Genomic DNA, 19,818 nt, shown 5'->3' on the forward strand with positions numbered 1-19,818 from the left:
CCCATAGGGGACGGGCGGCGTGAACAAAAAAGGCATCACCATCGAAGACGTGGCGCGCGTCGCGGGCGTGTCGCGCCAGACGGTGAGCCGCGTCATCAACCGCCAAAAGAGCGTCAGCCGGGCCGCCAAGGATGCGGTCGACGCCGCCATCGCCGACCTCGGCTACGTGCCCAATCTGGCGGCGCGGCGCATGGGCGGCGCGCGGTCCTATCTCATCATGGCGATCAACGACCGGGCGCGCACGATCGAGAATTGGGTCGCGGGTCGCGGCAACGACTGGGTCGACCAGATGCTCTACGGCGGGATGCTGGCGTGCGAGGAACGCGGGTTCCACATGATGTTCGAACTGGTCGATACCGACGAGCAGGCGGCCGTGCGCGCGGTCGAGCGGATCGTGACCAGCCTGCATCCCGACGGGGTGATCCTGACCCAGCCGCACAGCGAGAACGAGGCGCTGTGCGCCATGCTGCGCGAGCGGGGGCGGCCCTTCGTCCGCGTCGGCATGCCGCACGAGACGATCGACGCGCCCGCGGTCCACATGGACGAGGCGGGAGCGGCGCGGGCGGCGCTGCAGCACCTCGTCGACCTCGGGCATCGCCACATCGGGATCATCGCGGGCGATCCGCGCTATCGCAGCAGCCTCGCACGGCGAGAAGGCTATGCCGAGGAGATTCAAGACCAGGGCCTCGAACCGCGGATCGCGGAAGGCGGCTTTTCCTTCGACCGGGCCGCGCAGATCGCCGCGGAATGGTTCGAGGGCGATGCATCCCCCAGTGCGATCATCGCGGAAAATGACGAAATGGCGTTCGGGGTGATGCACCAGGCGCGTCGTCACGGCCTTTCCATCCCGGACGATCTGTCGCTGATCGCGTTCGAGGATACGCCAGGCGTGCGGTTCGCGGTCCCGCCACTGACCGCAATCCGCCAGCCGACGTCGGCGCTCATCGCCAAGGCGTCGCAGCTGTTGATGGATGCGGCCGAGGGTGGGGACATTGGCGGGGTGCATGTCGAACCCTTCACCCTTGTCGAACGCGAGACGACGGGGCCGCTCAAGCGATGACGCGGTTCGAGCGGCTGCTCGTTCTCGCCAACATCGGCGCCTTCCTCGCCTTCCTTCCGCTGCTCGTCCTGCTGCTTCCCCGCCGTGTCGAGGCGGTGGCAGGCGGCGATCCGCTGGTGCTGTTGTCGTGGCTGCTGCTGATCGGCGGGATCACCGCGGGGGTCGCGCACGTCGTGGCGGGCGCGTGGAGCGATCGCTGGGCGGCACGCCGCGGAACCCGGCGGGGAATGATCGCGCTCGGGCTCGTCGCCACGATGATCGCTTTTGCCCTGCTGGCGATCGCACGCACCCCGCCGCTGCTTGTTGCCGGAATGATCGCGTTCCAGTCCTGCTTCAACCTGATGTTCGCGCCGCTGGGCGTGCTGCTCGCGGACCATGTGCCCGATGCCCGCAAGGGGCTGGTCGCGGGGGGCATGAACATGGCGCTGCCCATCGGCGGGTTCGGCATCGCGGCGCTGGGCTGGCTGAGCGATGCCGACGCCATATGGCCCTTCGTACTGGTCGCCGGCGCGGTCGCCGCCTGCGTGCTCCCTCTGCTGCTGTTCTGGCCGCAGGACACCGCCTTCGCCGCGTCGACGCATCGGGCGGAGGCGGCGCCGCGGCTCGTCCTGCTGCGCGGCGACTTCGCGAGGGCGTGGGCGGCGCGACTGTTTGTCCAGCTCGGCGCGGCCAGCATCATCGGCTACCTGTTTCTCTATGTCGACGCCCTGGCCTCGGCAGCCCGCGGTTTTGCCGCGCCCGATTCCTCGGCAGGCGTCGCCACGCTGACGTTCATCGCCAATCTGGTCGGATTGGGTGCCGGTGTCGTCGCGGGTCATCTCAGCGATCGAATCGAGCGCCGCCGCGCGCCGTTGGTGATCGCATCGATCGTGGCGGGTGGCGCGCTGGCGCTGCTCGCGTGGGCGCCCGACTGGCGATTGATCCTCGCCGCCTATGCGGTGTTCACCGCCGCGTTGACCGCCTTTCTGTCGATCGACAGCGCGCTGGTCGCGCAACTGGTCGGCGATCGGCCGCAGCGCGGTGCGTTGCTGGGCCTGATGAATCTCACCAACACATTGCCCGCCGTCATCGCACCACTAGCGGCACTGACCCTGTCGAGCGGCGGCGTGACGGGAGGCGACAGCCTGCGCTGGCTGCTCGTCTTCGCGGCGCTCGCCTCGATCCTCGCCGCGCTCTTCATCGCGCGGATCCGATCGATCGCCTGAGTTTGCAACGCTGCACAAGGGGATGGACGACCCCGATGTGATCGTTCACAGTCGCAGCCTATCTTCTCTGGGGGAGGACGATTGATGGTTTCCGTGACACCCGACGCCGCGACGAGCACCGATCCGCGGCCCGCCATCGCCGACGACGACGTCGGCATCGATGCGCCCGGTCTCAATTACTTCGTATTTGCGCTGTTCTTCATCTTCGGCGGGATCACGTCGCTCAACGACGTCATCATCCCCAAGCTGAAGGAGCTGTTCACGCTCAACTACACGCAGGCGATGCTGGTACAGTTCTGCTTCTTCACCGCCTATCTGCTGATCGGGATTCCGGGGGCCAAGCTGGTCAAGAAGATCGGCTACATGCGCGGCGCGGTTGCGGGGCTGGTGACCATGATGGTCGGCTGCCTCCTCTTCATCCCGGCCAGCCAGACCGCGACCTACGGCATCTTCCTGTTCGCGCTGTTCGTGCTCGCCTCGGGCGTGGTGATCGTCCAGGTTGTCGCCAACCCGCTGATCAGCCTCTTGGGGCCGCAGAAGACCGCGCACAGCCGCCTGACTTTCGCGCAGGCGTTCAACTCGCTCGGCACGACGATCTTCCCTTATGTGGGCGCGATCGTCATCCTCGGCAGCCTCGCCACCGTCACCGCCGACCAACTTTCGGGCATCGAGCTCCAGCAATATCGCCAGGCAGAAAGCGCTGCCATCTGGAAAGGCTATCTCGGGCTTGCCGCGCTCATCGCGGTGGTGGCGCTCGCCGTCTGGTTCTTCCGCGAGCGCCTGAAGGGCGAGGAACATGCGCCCTCGTCGGGTCTCGCCGGGTTCGACCTCATCAAGCGTACCCGCTTCGGCTACGGCGCGCTGTGCATCTTTCTCTATGTCGGGGCGGAGGTCGCGATCGGCTCGATCATCGTCAATTACCTGATGCAGGCCGACGTTCTCAATCTTCCCGAGAGCGAGGCCGGCAAGCTGATCAGCCTCTACTGGGGCGGAGCGATGGCCGGCCGCTTCATCGGGTCGGGGCTGCTGCGGGTCTTCTCGCCGGGCAAGATCCTGATGTTCAACGCCCTCGGCGCGATCACGCTGATCCTCGTCAGCGCCAATTCGACGGGCGAGGTGGCGGCCTATTCGCTGCTCGCGGTCGGGCTCATGAACTCGATCATGTTCCCGACCATCTTCAGCCTCGCCTGCGAGAAACTGGGCGCGCGGGCGGCGGACGGATCGGGCATCATCAATATCGCCATTTTCGGCGGCGCGGTCGTGCCGCTGCTGTTCGGAGTGATCGCCGATGCATCGGGCAGCCTGCGGGTTGCGCTGACGCTGCCGGTGATCTGCTACCTGATCATCGCGGGCTTCGGTCTATACGCCCGCCGACCCGCGGAAGGGCCCACGCTCTAACGCGCCGAGGGAACTCGCGCCGCCCGCTTGACTTTGATCCAGCAACTGTCAGGCGGGCGTCATGAGTGATCGTAAATATGTCGGATTGATCGGAGCAGGCTCGATCGGCTGCTGGCTTGGCGGCCGGTTGAAGGCCGCGGGCCACGATGTCGCCGTGCTGCGCGAGGAAGCGCGCATCGATACGCGCGAGGAAATCATCGTTCTCGAAGAGGACGACGAGGAAACGCGGGTCAAACTCCCCGTCCTGTCCGAGCTCGAGCCCAAGCCCGACATTCTGCTGGTCGCGGTCAAGGCGATGTACCTACCGCAGGTGGCGCCCCTCATCGCGGCCAACGCCGACGCCTCCACGCTCGTCCTGCCGCTTCAGAACGGCGTGCCCTTCTGGTTCATGCCGGGCGAAACGATCGTCGACGTCGACCCCGTGGGGTCGGTCGCGGCGTCGGTGCCGCCGGGACAGGTTATCGGCAACGTCGTCCACGCCAGCGCCAGCCGCAAGGGCGACTGGATTCGGATCAAGAAGGCCGACAAGCTGATGCTGGGCGAGCCGGGCGGTGCGGTTTCGGGGCGCGTGACCGGACTCGTGAACCTGTTCACCGAGGCCGGCGTCCCCGCCGAAGCGAGCGACCAGATCCGTACCGACATCTGGTACAAGCTGTGGGGCAATCTCACGCTCAACCCGATCAGCGCGCTGACATTGGAAACCGTCGACCGACTGCTCGCCGACCCGCAGATCGTCGCGTTGATTGCGGGCGCGATGGAGGAATGCCGCACCATCGGCGAGGCGATCGGCTGCCCGATCACCGAAACGGTGGAGGAACGTCTCGACGTCGCGCGGACGCTCGGCGTGTTCAAGACGTCAATGCTGCAGGATCTCGAGGCGGGACGACCGCTCGAATATAAGGCGCTCGTCGCGGCGCCGCGATCGATCGCCGCCAAGCGCGGCATCCCGACGCCCCACATCGACCATATCCTGGGGCTGATCCGCGTCCTCGACGCGAAACTGCACTAGAGGCCTATCGTTCTGACAGCGCCTCGTCGATCAACGGGCGCACCTCGACTCGCGCCTTGAGGTTGGCCGCGAGCAGGGCGGTTCCGGAGATCTTGCGCTGCGTGAACAGTGTCTCGGGCGGCGGGACGTGCCACGCGGCGCGATCCTCCGCGATCCGCATTCCCTCGTCGCGCAGTCCCGCCACGAACCCGCGGTCTCCGAAATCGAACGGGCCGGGGCGGTCGAACTCGGTGATGATGACGTCGATCATGGCGCCGATCCGCGCGCCGTGCCGGTCGGCAGCGGCGGGGTTGATGAAGCCCGCTTCGACCGCGGCGGCCATCACCCCGTCCCGATCGCCTTGCCGTAGCGCCCGCAGGATGTCGGCATAGGCGCCGACGATCGCGGGATCGAGCGAACGGGTCGCCCCGAAATCGAGCAGCACGAGCCGCCCGCTGTCCGGCTGGAAACGGTAGTTGGCGAAATTGGGATCGGTCTGCATCACCCCGAAGGCGAACATCTCGGCAAGGACCAGCTCCATGAGCTCGGCCATCACCCGGTCGCGCACGTCCTGCGGTTCGTCCGCCAGCCGCTCGATCGGGACGCCATCGACGTAGGTCATGGCGAGGATCCGACCCGTCGTCAGCTCGGGCACGATATCGGGAAGGACATAACGCTCGTCGTTCGCCAGTCGCGCCTTGTAGGCGGTCAGTTCGCCCGCCTCGCGCTCGTAGTCGGCTTCTTCGTGCAACTGCTCCTTCGCGGCATCGAGCAAAGGTCCGATGTCCAGTTCCTTCGGGAGCAGGCCCGAGACGCGAAGCAGCGTCGCGACATTGTCGACGTCGCTGTCGATCGATTTCGCGACGCCCGGATACTGGATCTTGATCGCCAGCTCGCGCCCGTCGGGAAGGACGGCGCGATGCACCTGACCAATGCTGGCGGCGGCCATCGGGGTGGGTTCGAACCGGCGAAAGCGGCGTCGCCAGTCCGGGCCCCATTCCTTCTTCAACAGATCGTTCAGCTGTTGCGGCGGCATCCGGTGCGCCTGATCGCGCAGGCGCGACAGGATCTGCACCAGTTCGGGCGGGAGCATGTCACCCGCATCCATCGAAATCATCTGCCCCAGCTTCATCGCCGCACCGCGAAGGTGCGACAGCCGCTCGGTGACCCGTGCGATGTTGCCCGGCGTCAGCATCATGTCGCGGGCATTCAGCCCCTCGCCGCGCGACAGTCGCCGCGCCCCTTCGCCCAGCATGCCGCCGACCACGCCCGCGCCCAGCCGGGTGAACTGGCCGATGCGGGCTGCGCGTCCGGACGGGACGGCGCGTTCGCGTTTGCTATCGTCGCTCATGAAAACGAGATGGGGAGCCGTATCGCCTCACGCCATCCTCGCCCTTAGGCCACCGCGAGGATGATCGCCGCGGTGCCGAGCAGGACGAAGGCATCCTCGATCAGCGCGCCGGCGATGCGGCCCTGCCGTTCGATCAGTCCTTGGCGAGCGCGAAACGTAACGAACGTGCCGATTGCCGCACCGACCGCGCCCGCGATCCCGCCGCTCACCGCGGACGTCGGCGCCGAGGCACCCAGCGCAAGGGCCGCCGCCGCCAAGGCCCCCACGACGATACGGCCGAGGAGCGCGAACCAGACGGTGCGATTCCCCGCCTGCGGCAGCTTGTCGCCGTAGAGCTCGCCCATCGCGAGCAACGTCAGGATCGCGGCGGGAGCCGCCGCGCCGAGCCAGCCGAGTCCCGTCCCCGCGATATCGAGCCAGCCGAACGCGCTGGCCCAGGCGACCATCGCGATCGGCGCAAACGTCCGCGCGCCGGTCAGAAAGCCGATCGCCGCGCACAGGACGAGAAGGACGATCATCCGCGCGCAGCCAGAACGCGCCCGGTGCATGCGCCCAGCGAGATGGACGCCGCGCCATCGGCCTCGCACCATGCGCGCAACGTCACTTCATCGCCATCCTCGAGGAACGTGCGGGTTTCGCCGTTGGGCAGTTCGATCTGCTGCTTTCCGCCGTCCGATAGTTCGAGGAGCGAGCCGTAGCCGCTCTCCTCGTCGGTCGACAGCGTGCCTGTCCCGATGAGATCGCCGGGCTGGAGGTTACAGCCGTTCGACGCGTGATGCGTGACGATCTGCGCCGAGGACCAGTACATGGCGCTTGCCGCGTCGCCCTTGCTGAGGACGTGCGGCGCTTCGCCCGCATCGCGCATCTTCTGCGTCGACAACAGGACTTCGAGCTTGATCCCGAGCGCGGACTTGTCCGGCCCGCCCTTCAGATAGTCGAGCGGTTCGGGATCGTCGGCGGTCCGTGCGGTGGCGTCGGACATGAAGGGCGCGAGCGCCTGCGGCGTGACCACCCACGGGCTGACCGTGGTCAGGAAGCTCTTGGCGAGGAAGGGGCCGAGCGGCTGATATTCCCAGGCCTGCAGATCGCGCGCGGACCAGTCGTTCAAGAGGCAATACCCGGCGATGTGCTGCTCCGCCTCGCCGACCGGAATGGGATCGCCCAACGCATTCCCCTCCCCGATCCAGATGCCCATTTCGAGTTCGTAGTCGAGCCGCTTGCTCGGGCTGCGGGTCGGCATGCCGCCCTCTTCGGCGGGTTTCTTCTGGCCCGACGGGCGGACGACCGGGTGGCCCGATACACGCACACTCGACGCGCGCCCGTGATAGCCGATCGGAATATGCTTGTAGTTGGGGAGCAAAGGATTGTCGGGGCGGAACAGGCTGCCAACATTCTTGGCGTGATGAATGCCGACATAGAAATCGGTGTAGTCGCCGACGTGGGCGGGCAACTGCATCTCGACCGAGTCCATCGGGACGAGATGGGGTTCGACCGCGGTGCGGTTCGCCTCGTCGGTCAGGAGCCGCGACAGCGTTTCGCGAAGACCCTGCATCGCTTCGGCGCCGAGGGCGAACAGCGCGTTGAGCGTCGGTTCGCCGAGCGCCGTAGCCGTGTCCTCATCGAAATGCTCGGCCAGCGCGTCAAGGTCGAGGACGTGATCGCCGATGGCGGTGCCGATCCGCGGCTCGTCGTCGCCCGCGGTGAAGACCCCCAGCGGCAGATTCTGGACCGGCCAGTCGGGATGGCCGTCGGCCCCCGATACCCAGCTCTTGAGGTTCGCGTCATGGGTGGCGTCAATGTTCATCGGGAATCTCCGCTTTGGGGAAGCCTTGCCAGGCCTCGTCGTAATCGGGTTGGGCGCGTTCCAGCGCGTAGTCGGTCGGTCGATAGGGCCAGCAGGTCTCGACCATGAAGGCGAACGTGCCGTCGATCTTGTGCGGCGCGAGGTCCGCCTCGCTGGCCTTACGCCAGGTTTCGACGTCGGGACCGTGGCCGCTCATGAGATTGTGGAGGGACAGGCCGCCCGGCGCGAAGCCGTCGGCCTTGGCGTCATAGGCGCCGTGGATGAGGCCCATCGCCTCGCTCATCACGTTGCGGTGGAACCAAGGCGGGCGGAACGTGTCTTCGGCCACCATCCAGCGCGGCGGGAAGATGACGAAGTCGGCATTGGCGCGGCCCTCGACGTCGGACGGGCTGGTCAGGACAGTGAAGATCGAGGGGTCGGGATGGTCGAAGCTGACGGTCCCGAGCGTGTTGAACCGCGACAGATCATAGCGCCACGGTGCGTAGTTGCCGTGCCATGCGACGACGTCGAGCGGACTGTGCGACAGATTGGTGGTCCACAGGTGTCCGCCATGTTTCTGTAGGAGTTCGTGGTCGCCTTCGACATCCTCGAATGCCGCCGTCGGATGTTCGAAATCGCGCGGGCTGGCGAGGCCGTTGGCGCCGATCGGACCGAGGTCGGGAAGGCGGAAGGGAACGCCGTAATTTTCCGCGACATAGCCGCGCGCGCCGCCATCCGGCACTTCGACGCGAAACCGCACGCCGCGGGGGATCAGCGCGATATGCCCCGGCGGAACGTCGAGGCGGCCCATCTCGGTCACGAGAAGGAGTGCACCCTGCTGCGGGACGAGAAGCAACTCGCCGTCGGCGTCCATGAAACTCCGGTCCGTCATCGAGACGTCGGCGCGATAGGCGTGCACCGCGACGCCCTCCAGATCGGCGGGGTCGCGGGTGGCGAGCAGGGTGACGAGCCCATCGACGAAATCCTTCCCCTCCGGCAGCTCGGGCGGATCCCAGCGCAGGCGGTTGGGCGGCAGCGGCGCGTCGGATCCGCGCGCCGTCAGCAGGCGATTGGCGTCGTAGCGTCGATAGGGGGGATGGTCGGCGGTCGGGCGCATCCGATAGAGCCAGCTGCGGCGGTTCTCGACGCGCGGCATGGTGAAGGCGCTGCCCGACAATTGTTCTGCGTAGAGACCGAAGGCGGGCTTCTGGGGACTGTTGCGACCCACCGGCAAGGCACCGGCGACCGCTTCGGTTTCGAAATGCCCGCCCAGCCCTGTCTGATAATCGCGCGTCATGCGGCCTCCCTTCACCCACGCGAACGGGTGGGACGCCGCCTCGTTCCTGTCAACTTGGGGACGTCAGGACGCCGGCGGCACCGGCCGCGCCTGGTCGTTGACCGACTGCGCGCCCTGGGGAATGCCGTCCGGCTGCGACACCGAAACGTCGGGAACGGGGATGCCGAGTTCGGCCCGGAACAGGAATACCAGCATGAGAAGGATCGCTGTCAGGAGGATGATCAGCGCGATCCCGATCCCCGAACTGGCCTCTTCCGCAATCAATTCGTCTTCATCGTCCATGTGCGCGATCCTACCCCACTCCGGCCCCGATGCCGACCCCTCTCGTTCGCCGCGACATAACATTGGTCAACCGTATTCGTCGGAACGACGGACCCCCCCTGGACTTTGGGCCAACATGTTCACGATGCTGCGTCAGAACCGTTCGAGTGTGGCCACCTTCCTGATCTTCTGCGGGCTGGGGCTTCTCGCCCGCTGGGCGATCGGACGCGTCTATTACAGCGGCGAGGCGATCCAGTTGATGGAATCGCTGACGTCGTCGGGACTGTATCTGGGGTCCGCGTCGGCCACCGCGTCGGCCACGATCATCGCGCTCATGCTGACGCTGACCGGCATGATCAGACGCGTCGACGCCGATTTCGATCAGAATGTCTGGGTGTCGGTCGATAAAGTCTCGCAACTCGCCATCGTCGCGCTGCTCGCCAGCCTGACGCTTCTGCTTGTACTGGTGTTTCCGATCGGCGAGTTCGAGAAACTGCCCGCCGGCTGGTTCATGATCCTCTACGATATCCTGTTCGGTCTGACCGTACTCGTGATCGCGCTCCTCTCGGCAACGGCGGTCATGCTCTATTCCACGCTGCGCTGCGTGATCCGCGCGATCACCCCCACCGACGAGGTCTGAGGAGGGGAACGGGCGGGCCGGGAGAGCCGTTGGCGGGCCAGACAATCATCACCCAGGGGGATAGCATGAAGAAACTGAGCGATCTGGCCAACGTGCCGTCGACGGCGTGGAACTGGGCGACCTTCATCTTCTTCTGCGCCTTGGGCGTCGCGGCATGGCTCGCGGTCGGTGCGGTCTATGCCAGCGCGCAGGCGCGGCAGCTGATCGAGGCGCTGACCGAATCGGGGCTGTATCTCGCCTCGACCGGGGCGGGATCGTCGGCGACCATTCTGGCGCTGATGCTGACGTTGCTCGGCATGATCAACAATTCGGATGCCCTGTCGTTCGACGACCGGCTGAGCGTGCTGGTGAAACGCATTTCGCGCTTCGCCACGCTGGCGCTCATGCTGAGCCTGCTTCTGTTGCTGCTGATGGTCTTCCCGATCGGCGAATATGACGAGATCCCGCAGAACTGGTTCGGGATCCTGTTCAACATCATGTTCGCGATGACGGTCCTCGTGCTCGCCAGTCTCGCGATGACGGTGTCGAGCGTCTATCAGACGATCATGACCGTGATCGGCGGGATCCAGGAAAACAAGGAAGAGCTTCCCGAGGACTAAGGGGCGGCCGGATCGTGGGATCGGGAACCGCTGGTGCTGCCGGAGAGATTTGAACTCTCGGCCTCTCCCTTACCAAGGGAGTGCTCTACCCCTGAGCTACGGCAGCATCATCTAGCGGGAAGTGGCGCGGCCTATCGCCATTGCGCATGATTCTGTCAAGCGCGTATGGCGGAGAAACCATGAGCGAATCCAAAGAGGAAAAGGCCAAGCGCCTCGCCGAAGCGCTGCGCGCCAACCTTCGCCGCCGCAAGGGGCAGGCGAAGGACGCGGCCGCGGAGCGTAAGAACGAGGACTAGAGCGCGGCGCACTGGCCTTTCAGCCAGTCGAGCTCCTCGCCTTCCAGTTGCGGGCCGATCTTCTGCAGCACCTGCGCGTGATAGTCGTCGACCCACTGGCGCTCTTCGCGCGTCAGCATTTCGGCGTCGATCAGGCGGCGGTCTAGCGGCGCGAAGGTCAGGGTTTCGAAGCCCAGGATATCGGTTCCGTCGTCGGCCTCGCCCACCTTCACGCACAGGACCAGATTCTCGATCCGCATCCCATATTCGCCCGCCTTGTAATAGCCGGGTTCGTTGGACAGGATCATGCCCGCCTTGAGCGGCTCGTCGGTGCCCGCATAGGCACCGCCGGGGGGCGAGATGCGTTGCGGGCCTTCGTGGACCGCGAGGAAGGCGCCGACGCCGTGGCCGGTGCCGTGGCCATAGTCGAGCCCGACCTGCCAGAGGAATTGGCGCGCGAAACTGTCGAGGCGGCCGCCCGAAATACCCGCGGGCCAGCGGCAGGTGTCGATCGCGATATGCCCCTTGAGGACGCGGGTATAGCGGTCGATCATCTCCGCGGTCGGTTCGCCGACGATGACGGTGCGGGTGATGTCGGTGGTGCCGTCGAGATACTGCCCGCCCGAATCGACGAGATAGATCTGGTCGTTCTCAAGCTTGCGGTTGCTGTCCTCGTTCACCCGGTAGTGCGGCAGCGCGCCGTTGGGTCCGCTCCCCGAAATGGTGTCGAAGCTGATGTCCTTCAGTTTGCCCGTGTCCTTGCGGAGCGACAGGAGCTTGGCGGCGACGGACAGTTCGTCTTGCCCGCCCTTGGGCGCTTCTTCCTCGAGCCATTTCAGGAACTTGGCGATGACCGCCCCGTCGCGTTCCTGCGCGGCGCGATGGCCGGCGATCTCCGCCTCGTTCTTGATCGCCTTGGGCAGGACGGCGGGGTCGCGCTTCTCGACGATGCGGGCGCCTGCGGCGTCCAATGCCTGCGGGATGGCGGCGACCGAGCGTTCGGGATCGACGATCACCGCCTTGCCCTTCATGTCGGCGCTGGCGAGAAAGTCCTCGAAGGCGTCGCGTTCGTGGACGCGCACGCCGTTGCCGAGGTGGCGCTTGACCTCGTCGGACAATTTGTCGCCCGCGACGAACAGGTCCGCAGTCGCGTCCTTGTGGACGACCGCATAGGCGAGCGCGACGGGGGTGTGGTCGACGTCGGCGCCGCGCACGTTGAAGGTCCAGGCGATGCTGTCCAGCGCGGCGAGCACGGCGCTGTCGGCGCCCGCCGCCTCGATCGTCTCGGCGATCTCGGTGCGCTTGTTCGCCGACGAGCGGCCCGCCAGTTCCTCGTCGTAGCTGACGAGATGCGCCTTGGAAGGTTCGGGGCGGCCGGCCCAGACGGCGTCGATGGGATTGCGTTCGACCGCGACCAGCTGCGCACCGCGTGCTTCCAGTGACTTCGTGGCCTGTTTCACCCATGCGCGGGTGTGCAGCCACGGGTCGTAGCCGATCCGCCCGCCCTCGGGCGCGTGGTTCTGGAGCCATTCGGCGATCGAGGTATCGGGGACGCTTTCATAGGCGAACAGGTCGCCGTCGACCTGGTCGCGGACCTGAATCGTGTAGCGCCCGTCGGTGAAGATGGCGGCCTCTTCCGGAAGGACCGCCGCGGCGCCCGCCGACCCGTCGAAGCCCGTCAGCCAGGCCAGCCGCTGCGCGTAGCTGCCGACATATTCGCTCATGTGCTCGTCGGTCAGGGGCACGACGAAGCCGTCGAGATTGTCCTGTTTCAGTTGGGTGCGCAGCGCGTCGAGGCGATCCTTGTGCGTGCTCATATGTCGGAGCTCCTGTTCGTCGAATTCGTTTCGCAATTTAGGGCAAGTTGCCCCTTGATGCCATCGGGCTTCGACCTAGTGTCGATGGCCACGATGTAAAGGATCGCCACGATGATGCGCCTTGCGTTCACGACTATTCTCGCCGCCGGCCTGATCGCCGCGCCGGCCAACGCCCAGGACCCCATGACCGACATGCCCCAGCCTCCCGTCGCCGACCGCCGCGACAGCAGTTTCACGATGCACGGGATCACCGTGTCCGATCCCTATGCGTGGCTGAAGGACCAGACCTATCCGACCGTCGATGACGCGGACGTGCTCGACTATCTCAAGGAGGAGAACGCCTATTTCGAGGCGTGGAAGGCGCCCCGCGAGGCCATGATCGAGGTGCTGTTCCAGGAAATGAAGGCGCGCATCAAGGAAGACGACAAGTCGGTGCCCGAGAAGGATGGCGATTTCGTCTACTGGTCGGAATTCAAGACCGGCACCCAGTATCGGCTGTGGTACCGCAAGCCCTATACGGGGACGCAGAGCGATTACGAGCCCGAGGACGGCACCCTCATCTACGACGAGAATGCCAAGGCCGAGGGGCTCGACTATTTCAGCCTCGGCGGGCTGGAGGTCAGTCCCGACGGGAAGCTCGCACTGGTGCAGGTCGATCGCAGCGGGTCCGAACGCTACACGCTGGAGGTGATGGACGTCGCCTCGGGCGAGACGCTGGAGACGGTCAGCGACAGCGCGTTGGGCGGGCCCGTATGGGACAAGAACGGCGACGGCTTCTTCTACACCGTCGCCAACGAGAACTGGCGCACCTACGAGGCCTTCTATCACCCGCTGGGCGGCGATCCGGCGAAGGACCGGTTGGTCTACAAGGAAGAAGAAAATCCCGCTTTTACCGTGCAGGTCGGCAAGTCGACCGACGAGAGCATGATCTTCATCGCGACGGGCGAGAACATCTCCAACGAATGGTACGTCATTCCCGCCGACGCGCCGGAGAGCGAGCCCAGGCTGGTGATGCGCCGTCGTCCCGACATCCAATATTCGCTCGACGCCGCGCACGGCAAACTGTGGATCGTCACCAACGACAATCACGTCAACTTCCGGCTGGCCGAGGCCGATCCCGCGAACCCCGATCAGTGGAACACCGTGATCGCGGGATCGGACGAATTCTATCTGGAAGACGTCGATGCGCACCGCGATCACATGCTGGTGTCCGGGCGGCTGAACGGTCTCGACCAGCTGTACCTGCGATCCTACGAGGATGGCACGATGACGCGGCTTCCGTTCGAGGAGGAGGCCTATGCGGCGAGCTTCACCGGCAACGCCGACTATGCGCCGCCCGCCTACCGGATCGGCTACACCTCGATGGTCACGCCCACCTCCACGCAGGAATATGATCCCGACACGGGCGAGTTCGCGGTCCTCAAGACGCTCGAAATCCCGTCGGGCTACGACGCCTCGCTCTACACGGTCGACCGGTTGCTGATCGACGCGCGCGACGGGGCGAAGGTGCCGGTCAGCGTCATGCGCCGGAAGGATCATGCGCTCGACGGATCGGGCAAGTTGTTCGTCTATGGCTACGGCGCCTATGGCAGCGCCATTCCGCCCTACTTCTCGACCGCGCGCCTGTCCTTGGTCGATCGCGGCTTTGCCTATGCCATCGCGCATATCCGCGGCGGCGACGACATGGGATACCAGTGGTATCTCGACGGCAAGCTCGACAAGCGCGAGAATACGTTCAACGATTTCGTCGACGTCACGCGCGGCCTGATCGACGCGGGCTATGCCAAGGCGGGCAACGTCGCCGCGCAGGGCGGCAGCGCGGGCGGCGAACTGATGGGCGCGATCGTCAACCAGGCACCCGAGCTCTATGGCGCAGTCGTCGCCGACGTTCCGTTCGTCGACGTGCTCAACACCATGCTCGACGCCGATCTGCCGCTGACGCCCGGCGAATGGAACGAGTGGGGCAATCCGATCGAGAGCGCCGACGCGTTCCGGACGATCCTCGCCTACAGCCCGTACGACAATGTCACGCGCCAAGACTATCCCGCGATGCTGATCACGGGCGGGCTCAACGATCCGCGCGTGACCTATTGGGAACCGGCCAAGTGGACCGCCAAGCTGCGCCACGAAAAGACCGACGACAACCTGCTGCTGATGAAGATCAACATGGGCGCCGGGCATGGCGGCAAGTCGGGACGCTGGAACGCGCTCTACGAAACCGCCGAGGCGTACGGCTTCGTGATCGACCGGCTGGGGAGCGAGTGAGCCTTCCCTTCCTGCTGTCCGCGAGCCTGGCGCTCGCCTTGCCGGCGCCGCCGCCCGCGTCGCCGGGCGGAGCGGCGGGTGCGAACGACTTCACCGCTCCGCGCGACGCGCCCGGGGTGATGGAAGCGACCGTCTCGCCTCGGCCCGACGGTCGCTATGCGGTCGCCCTCGATTTTCGGGAGGAAGCACCGGTGTGGATCTTCCTACGATCCAACGGGCCGGTCACGGGCGAGCCGAGCTGGCGCGCGGGGACGTGGGAGGTGCGGACGCCGGGCGTGACGCTGACCCGCATCGGGCTGCACGAGGCGTTGGTGGCGAACGACGGCGGTCCCGTGCCGGGCCGGGTCGAAATCGCGGTCGCGCCCTATACCCGCAATCTCAATGCCGACTATCAGCCCGCGATCCGCATCGGCGAGAATGCGCTGGCGCTGTTTTCCGATCATTTCCTGCTGCGCCCCGCGGCCAGCGTGGCGGCGGTCGAGGCGCTCGGCGCGGACTGGACGGTGCTGCCCGATTACGATGCCGGTCACCCGCTGGCGCGGTTCGAGGGCGAGGGGTTCGTGGTCGACGGCATGCCGGTCGAGGAGGTCGCGGTCACCGAAGCCGCCTATGTCCTGCACGGCGACATCGCGAGCGCGGGGAGCGGGGCATTGGTCACCTACCTCGACCCGCGGCTGCCCGCCTGGCTGGGCACGGAACTGGAGCGCGACATCCCCGCGATCATCCGGCTGTACGAGGCCCAATGGGGCCCCCACGACGACGGCACGCTTGAGCTGATGGTCGAATGGGGCGGGCCGACGGCGGGCAGCGTCAGCCTCGGCGGAAGCGTGATTGGATCGCAGATGGTGATGCGGCTGGAGGGGCAGGCGCTGCTCGACCAGCGCGGGGGAGCGGGGGCGGAAATGCGCATGCTGATCGCGCACGAGGCGGCCCATTTCTGGCTCGGCAATCTCGTTGCCTACGGTCGGCCGGGCGAGGCATGGACCAGCGAGGGCGGCGCCGATCTGGCCGCCCTGCGCGCGATCGAGGCGGTCGATCCGGCAGGCGCGGCGCGGCGCGAGGGGCGGATGACGCGGAGCGCGTGGCGGCAATGCGCGACCTATCTCGAACGCGGCGGGCTGGCGAGCGCGCCCGAGCGGGGCGAGCAGAAGGCCTTCTACAGCTGCGGCTTCCTCTTGAGCCGCGTCGCCGAGCGGGTGGCCGAACGGCGTGGCGGCACCTTCTTCACCTTCTGGGCCAAGCTGATCGAACGGCACCGCGAGGCGGGCGAGGTCGGCAGCGAGGACTGGTTCGAGGCGCTGGCGCAGGAAGGCGCGGCACCCGCGACGCTGGCCGCGATGCGCACCATCGTCGAGCGGGGCGGCGGCGGGGCGGCGATCACCGATTTGTACGCCTCGGCGCAGATGCCGCCGCCCGATCCGGTGGCGGCGGTGGCATGATGAGCGAGACCCCGCCCGTGAGCGCGCTGGCGCTGGAATTCACCGCGCAGGCCGATGACATCGATCAGTTCGGGCACGTCAATAATGCCGTCTGGGTCCGCTGGATTCAGGAGGTCGCCCGCACCCACTGGGAACGGGCCGCGCCCACCGAGCAGCAGGAGCGTCTCGCCTGGTTGGTGGTGCGCCACGAGATCGACTATCTGCGCCCGCTGCACGAAGGCGAGACCGCGGTCGCCAGGACCTGGATCGACCCTGAGGTGCGGGGCGCGCGGTCGACCCGGCACGTGATCTTCGAACGGGACGGCAAGACGCTGGTGCGCGCAGCGACGGGGTGGGCGATGATCGACCTCGCCACCGGAAGGGCGCAGCGGGTCCGCCCCGAACATCTGGCGCCTTTCCTGCCATCGGACGATTGACGTCACGCCGCCGGCGGCGCAGTCTTCGATGCCATGACGCGCCCCATTCTCCACGATTACTACCGCAGCTCGGCAAGTTACCGGGTGCGGATCGGACTGAACCTCAAGGGCGTGGCCTATGACAGCCACAAGGTCGATCTGGCGGGCGGGGCGCAGAAGGAAGCGTCCTATCGCGCGCTCAATCCGCAGGGCTTCGTCCCGATGCTGGAGATCGACGGGCACCAGCTGACGCAGAGCCTCGCGATCCTCGACTATCTCGATGCGACGCGGGGCGACCCGCCGTTCCTGCCGAGCGACGATGCCGACCGCGCGCACGTCCTCGCGCTGGCGACGCTGGTGTCGTGCGACATCCATCCGCTCAACAACCTGCGCGTGCTGAAATATCTGAAAGGTCCGCTGGGGGTGGAGGAAGCCGCCAAGGACGAATGGTATCGCCACTGGGTGCGCGAGGGGTTCGATGCGCTCGAAAAGCTGGCGGCGCCGCGCGCGGGCACGTTCCTGTTCGGCGACGAACCCACGCTGGCCGACATCTGCCTGGTGCCGCAGCTCTACAACGCGCGCCGTTTCTCGGTCCCGATCGGCGATTATCCGCATCTGCGCCGCGCCGACGAGACCGCCAGCGCCCATCCCGCCTTTGCCGACGCCCACCCCGACAAGCAGGAGCAGAACGCATGACCCGCGCCGAAAAGATGACCGCCGCCATGCAGGGCGCCGAGCCGCTCGACAGCACCGATATTCCCAGCCTCAAGGGCGAGGTGTCGGACGAGGAATGGGCGGTTCGCGTCGATCTGGCCGCCGCCTACCGGCTGGTGGCGCACTTCGGGTGGGACGATCTCATCTTCACGCATCTGTCGGCACGGGTGCCGGGGCCGGAACATCATTTCCTGCTCAACCCCTACAACCTCATGTTCGAGGAAGTGACGGCTTCCTCGCTGATCAAGGTGGACAAGCACGGTAACGCCGTCGGCGACACACCGTTCATGACCAACCCCGCCGGTTTCACCATTCATTCGGCGCTGCACATGAACGTCGAGGACGCCGCGGCGGTGATGCATCTGCACACCCCCCACGGACAGGCGGTAGCGGCGCATAAGGACGGGCTCCTGCCGCTCACGCAGACCGCGATGCTGGTGCTCGCCGATCTGGCGTTCCACGATTACGAAGGCGTCGCGGTCGACCTCGACGAACGCGAACGGCTGGTCGAGAATCTAGGCGACAAGAGCATGATGATCCTGCGCAACCACGGCACGCTCGCCACCGGCGCGTCGGTCGGCGAATGTTTTCTCAAGCTCTATTACCTGGAACGGGCGTGCGAGGCGCAGAGCCTCGCGCTCGTCGCGGGGGAAAAGAACCTCAACCACCCGCCGCAGGGCGCGCCCGAAACCACCGCCGAACAGGGCGCTGCCGGGCTTCCCGTGGTCGCCAAGCTGCTGGCCTGGCCCGCGCTTCTTCGGCTGGCCCACCGGCTCGATCCGGATTTCGCGACCTAGAAACCCGTCGGCCGCAAGGGTTCAGCCCTTCGGCACGATCCACAGCGCGCGTGCCAGCGCGAGGATGTCCCCATCGGCGTCGTGGATGACGCTGGCGGAGCGGTACTTCCGTCCGTCCTGTCCGAGCGGCCAGCCGGTGACGGTGAGGCGCTCGCCCGGTTCGGGGTGTCGCCGCACCTCCCCCTCGATCCCCGCTAGCAGCGCGGGCACGTCGACGAGCCCGGTCGCGAAATAGGAGGGGCAGTCAAGCGCTGCCCACAGATAACGGGTGGCGACACGGCCGCCCGGCGCGGCGAGATCGTCGGCCGGAACCCACGCATCCGCCGCCAGCTGCGTGTCGGGATCGCGCCCGGTGAGGAGGTGCAGCGCCTCCTCCGGATCGCGGCGAGGGCCGCAGACGAAACAGTCGGGCGCCATATGCTGCGCGATCGTGGGAAAACGCTCGCGCGCCCGCTCGATGTCGGCGGCGCCGGGCGGTGCGGGCGGATCGAGGTCGAGCGGCGCCTCGAGCCGCTGGCCTTCGACCAGCACCCGCTCCCCCTGCATCAACCGTGCACCGTCGCCGTCGGTCTCGATCGTCAACGGCGTGTCGAGCGGCGTGGGGGCCAGCAGCCGGATGCGCGCCGGGTCGCCGATCGCCTCCGCGACCCGGCCCGACACATAGCCCCCGTTGCCCATGCCCGCGGGCCCCTGGAAACGCTTTTCGATGGTCAGGGAAACAGCTTGGCTCATGGGCCGTTGGCTAGCGAAACGGGATCGCTTCGTCATCCCTCCCTATTCCTGTGCGCGAAAGGCCGACCCCATGAAGATCCTCATCATCCTCACCAGTCATTCCGAACTCGGCGACACCGGCGAGAAGACCGGCTTCTGGCTCGAGGAGCTGGCGGCGCCTTATTATTCGCTCAAGGATGCGGGCCATTCGCTCATCCTCGCCTCGCCGAAGGGCGGACAGCCCCCGCTCGATCCGCGGTCGGACGAGGAGGACAGCCAGACCGACGCCACCCGGCGGTTCAAGAAGGACCCCGAGGCGCAGATGGCGCTCGATACGACCAAGCAGCTGTCCGACATGGACGCCGAGCATTTCGACGCGATCTTCGTTCCCGGCGGTCACGGCCCGTTGTGGGACCTGGCCGAAGATGCCGATACCAAGCGGCTGATCGAGGCCACGCTGCGGTCGGGCAAGCCGGTGGGACTGGTCTGCCACGCCCCCGCGATCCTCAAACAGGTCGAAAGCGAGGACGGAACCCCGCTGGTTCGCGGACGCAAGATCACGGGCTTCACCAACGAGGAGGAGAAGGCGGTCGGCCTGTCGGACGTGGTGCCCTTCAGCCTCGAGGACGTGCTCAAGGAGCAGGGAGCCGAATGGAGCGAGGCCGACACGTTCGAGCCGCATGTCGTCGCCGACGGACTGCTCATCACTGGCCAGAACCCGCCGTCCAGCGCGCCGACGGCCGAGGCGCTCGTCAAGGCGCTGGAAGCGCGCGACGCGGGCTGACCACTGAGGCTTGCGCCCGCCTGCCCGCGCTGTCATTCC

Annotated in this window: 19 protein-coding genes and 1 tRNA gene; 12 read left to right on the forward strand and 8 right to left on the reverse strand. The window is 66.7% G+C overall.

Features of this window, described 5'->3' with window-relative positions; all coding sequences use genetic code 11:
* Nucleotides 1–19: 19 nt before the first annotated feature.
* The 4 genes from WJT74_RS09570 to WJT74_RS09585 all read left to right on the forward strand — a co-directional run bounded on the left by WJT74_RS09570 (nucleotide 20) and on the right by WJT74_RS09585 (nucleotide 4,672).
* Nucleotides 20–1,060: a LacI family DNA-binding transcriptional regulator gene (locus WJT74_RS09570; RefSeq protein WP_343344148.1), complete on the forward strand. Its 1,041-nt coding sequence runs from the start codon at nucleotides 20–22 to the stop codon at nucleotides 1,058–1,060.
* Nucleotides 1,057–2,265 carry an MFS transporter gene (locus WJT74_RS09575; RefSeq protein ID WP_343344150.1) on the forward strand — a complete coding sequence of 403 codons (1,209 nt, stop codon included), beginning with the start codon at nucleotides 1,057–1,059 and terminating at the stop codon, nucleotides 2,263–2,265. The genes WJT74_RS09570 and WJT74_RS09575 overlap by 4 nt, the downstream gene beginning before the upstream one ends.
* Before the next feature lie 84 nt (nucleotides 2,266–2,349).
* On the forward strand, nucleotides 2,350–3,663 hold the full coding sequence (locus tag WJT74_RS09580) for a sugar MFS transporter (RefSeq protein ID WP_343344152.1): 1,314 nt from the start codon (nucleotides 2,350–2,352) through the stop codon (nucleotides 3,661–3,663).
* Nucleotides 3,664–3,724: 61 nt separating this feature from the next.
* Nucleotides 3,725–4,672: a ketopantoate reductase family protein gene (locus WJT74_RS09585; RefSeq protein ID WP_343344155.1), complete on the forward strand. Its 948-nt coding sequence runs from the start codon at nucleotides 3,725–3,727 to the stop codon at nucleotides 4,670–4,672.
* A 4-nt stretch (nucleotides 4,673–4,676) separates the two neighbouring features.
* Here the strand turns inward: WJT74_RS09585 and WJT74_RS09590 are convergent, their stop codons facing one another.
* The 5 genes from WJT74_RS09590 to WJT74_RS09610 form a co-directional block, all read right to left on the reverse strand.
* Nucleotides 4,677–6,002 (reverse strand): ABC1 kinase family protein, encoded by a 1,326-nt coding sequence (locus tag WJT74_RS09590; RefSeq protein WP_343344158.1) that lies wholly within the window; start codon nucleotides 6,000–6,002, stop codon nucleotides 4,677–4,679.
* Between the two features lie 44 nt (nucleotides 6,003–6,046).
* A complete protein-coding gene (locus WJT74_RS09595; protein WP_343344161.1) occupies nucleotides 6,047–6,520 on the reverse strand; it encodes a DUF4126 family protein in 474 nt (157 codons plus the stop codon).
* Entirely contained in the window at nucleotides 6,517–7,806 is a 1,290-nt protein-coding gene (gene fahA, locus WJT74_RS09600; RefSeq protein WP_343344164.1) for a fumarylacetoacetase, read from the reverse strand. Before fahA ends, WJT74_RS09595 begins: the two co-directional genes overlap by 4 nt.
* Nucleotides 7,796–9,082, reverse strand: a complete 1,287-nt coding sequence (gene hmgA, locus WJT74_RS09605) for a homogentisate 1,2-dioxygenase (RefSeq protein WP_343344167.1) — start codon at nucleotides 9,080–9,082, stop codon at nucleotides 7,796–7,798. The genes fahA and hmgA overlap by 11 nt, the downstream gene beginning before the upstream one ends.
* A 63-nt stretch (nucleotides 9,083–9,145) precedes the next feature.
* Nucleotides 9,146–9,364, reverse strand: a complete 219-nt coding sequence (locus tag WJT74_RS09610; protein ID WP_343344169.1) for a hypothetical protein — start codon at nucleotides 9,362–9,364, stop codon at nucleotides 9,146–9,148.
* Nucleotides 9,365–9,479: 115 nt separating this feature from the next.
* Here WJT74_RS09610 and WJT74_RS09615 point away from each other — a divergent pair, with 115 nt between their 5' ends.
* Nucleotides 9,480–9,983: a hypothetical protein gene (locus WJT74_RS09615; protein ID WP_343344171.1), complete on the forward strand. Its 504-nt coding sequence runs from the start codon at nucleotides 9,480–9,482 to the stop codon at nucleotides 9,981–9,983.
* Nucleotides 9,984–10,048: 65 nt separating this feature from the next.
* Nucleotides 10,049–10,582, forward strand: a complete 534-nt coding sequence (locus WJT74_RS09620) for a hypothetical protein (RefSeq protein ID WP_343344173.1) — start codon at nucleotides 10,049–10,051, stop codon at nucleotides 10,580–10,582.
* A 31-nt stretch (nucleotides 10,583–10,613) separates the two neighbouring features.
* Here WJT74_RS09620 and WJT74_RS09625 read toward each other — a convergent pair.
* Together WJT74_RS09625 and WJT74_RS09630 are read right to left on the reverse strand one after the other, a co-directional pair.
* Nucleotides 10,614–10,688 (reverse strand) — tRNA-Thr (locus tag WJT74_RS09625).
* 186 nt (nucleotides 10,689–10,874) lie between these two features.
* Nucleotides 10,875–12,674 carry an aminopeptidase P family protein gene (locus WJT74_RS09630; RefSeq protein ID WP_343344175.1) on the reverse strand — a complete coding sequence of 600 codons (1,800 nt, stop codon included), beginning with the start codon at nucleotides 12,672–12,674 and terminating at the stop codon, nucleotides 10,875–10,877.
* 183 nt (nucleotides 12,675–12,857) lie between these two features.
* Between WJT74_RS09630 and WJT74_RS09635 the strand changes: the two genes are divergently transcribed.
* Genes WJT74_RS09635 through WJT74_RS09655 form a run of 5 tightly spaced genes read left to right on the forward strand, consistent with a single transcriptional unit; the run spans nucleotide 12,858 to nucleotide 18,284 of the window.
* Nucleotides 12,858–14,939 (forward strand): S9 family peptidase, encoded by a 2,082-nt coding sequence (locus tag WJT74_RS09635; protein WP_343348159.1) that lies wholly within the window; start codon nucleotides 12,858–12,860, stop codon nucleotides 14,937–14,939.
* A complete protein-coding gene (locus tag WJT74_RS09640; protein ID WP_343344178.1) occupies nucleotides 14,936–16,378 on the forward strand; it encodes a hypothetical protein in 1,443 nt (480 codons plus the stop codon). The genes WJT74_RS09635 and WJT74_RS09640 overlap by 4 nt, the downstream gene beginning before the upstream one ends.
* Nucleotides 16,375–16,794, forward strand: coding sequence for an acyl-CoA thioesterase (locus WJT74_RS09645; protein ID WP_343344181.1), 420 nt, complete (start codon nucleotides 16,375–16,377; stop codon nucleotides 16,792–16,794). The genes WJT74_RS09640 and WJT74_RS09645 overlap by 4 nt, the downstream gene beginning before the upstream one ends.
* A gap of 33 nt (nucleotides 16,795–16,827) precedes the next feature.
* Entirely contained in the window at nucleotides 16,828–17,469 is a 642-nt protein-coding gene (gene maiA / locus WJT74_RS09650; RefSeq protein ID WP_343344184.1) for a maleylacetoacetate isomerase, read from the forward strand.
* A 26-nt stretch (nucleotides 17,470–17,495) separates the two neighbouring features.
* Nucleotides 17,496–18,284, forward strand: a complete 789-nt coding sequence (locus WJT74_RS09655; protein ID WP_343348162.1) for a class II aldolase/adducin family protein — start codon at nucleotides 17,496–17,498, stop codon at nucleotides 18,282–18,284.
* A gap of 21 nt (nucleotides 18,285–18,305) precedes the next feature.
* Here the strand turns inward: WJT74_RS09655 and WJT74_RS09660 are convergent, their stop codons facing one another.
* Nucleotides 18,306–19,016 carry a hypothetical protein gene (locus tag WJT74_RS09660; RefSeq protein ID WP_343344186.1) on the reverse strand — a complete coding sequence of 237 codons (711 nt, stop codon included), beginning with the start codon at nucleotides 19,014–19,016 and terminating at the stop codon, nucleotides 18,306–18,308.
* Between the two features lie 70 nt (nucleotides 19,017–19,086).
* On the opposite strand from WJT74_RS09660, the gene WJT74_RS09665 reads away from it, so the two are divergent.
* The gene (locus tag WJT74_RS09665; RefSeq protein WP_343344188.1) at nucleotides 19,087–19,779 is read left to right on the forward strand and encodes a type 1 glutamine amidotransferase domain-containing protein; all 693 of its coding nucleotides are present in this window, start codon (nucleotides 19,087–19,089) and stop codon (nucleotides 19,777–19,779) included.
* The last annotated feature ends 39 nt before the right edge of the window (nucleotides 19,780–19,818 follow it).

This window comes from Sphingomicrobium sp. XHP0239 (assembly GCF_039555325.1).
GTDB classification, from domain to species: domain Bacteria; phylum Pseudomonadota; class Alphaproteobacteria; order Sphingomonadales; family Sphingomonadaceae; genus Sphingomicrobium; species Sphingomicrobium maritimum.